Source organism: Vibrio sp. 378 (genome assembly GCF_033339435.1).
In genome coordinates, this window is sequence record NZ_JAWOUO010000933.1 from 1 (window position 1) to 568 (window position 568).

A 568-nucleotide genomic window follows, 5' to 3' on the forward strand; every position below is an offset into this window, starting at 1 on the left:
AAAAAACGCGTGATGTGGTGACTCAGCTAAGCTACGCCCGCGCAGAAAGCTACATCACGGTCGGTAAACCAACAGAAAAAGCGTTAGAAATTGAAGGCAAATTGCTAGAGCTAAAACCGCTGACTCACCCATCTGACATCATTGAAGGTGAAGCGGTGACGTTCCAGTTCTTCTTCGATGGCAAACCTCAACAAGGTGTGACGGCAGAGATCACGCGTGAAGGAACGTTGTATCGCAACCATCAAGAGCAAATTGATGTGGTGAGTGATAAAGACGGAAAAATTACTTTTACGCCAGACGTGGCAGGGCGCTATCTAATGAAAGCGAACTACAAAGGTGAGTTGAACAATCACCCATTAGCTGACAAAACCAGCGCGAATGTACACCTAACGTTTGAAACTCTACTCAACTAATCGAATTAGGCTCAGCAAGCGCTGAGCCATTTTGGAATCAACATGAACAACACTTCTATTCTTAAAGCTGCTCTGCTATTGGCTGGACTTTCTTCCTTTCACGCTTCTGCTCACTTTCCTCTAATGAGTTGTCATTTATCTCAAGATAAAGTGAT

General features: G+C 44.4%; 1 protein-coding gene. It reads left to right on the forward strand.

Features of this window, described 5'->3' with window-relative positions; all coding sequences use genetic code 11:
* On the forward strand, positions 1-413 hold a 413-nt coding region (locus R7Q48_RS29680; RefSeq protein WP_318133959.1), incomplete at its 5' end, for a DUF4198 domain-containing protein.
* Between the last annotated feature and the right edge of the window lie 155 nt (positions 414-568).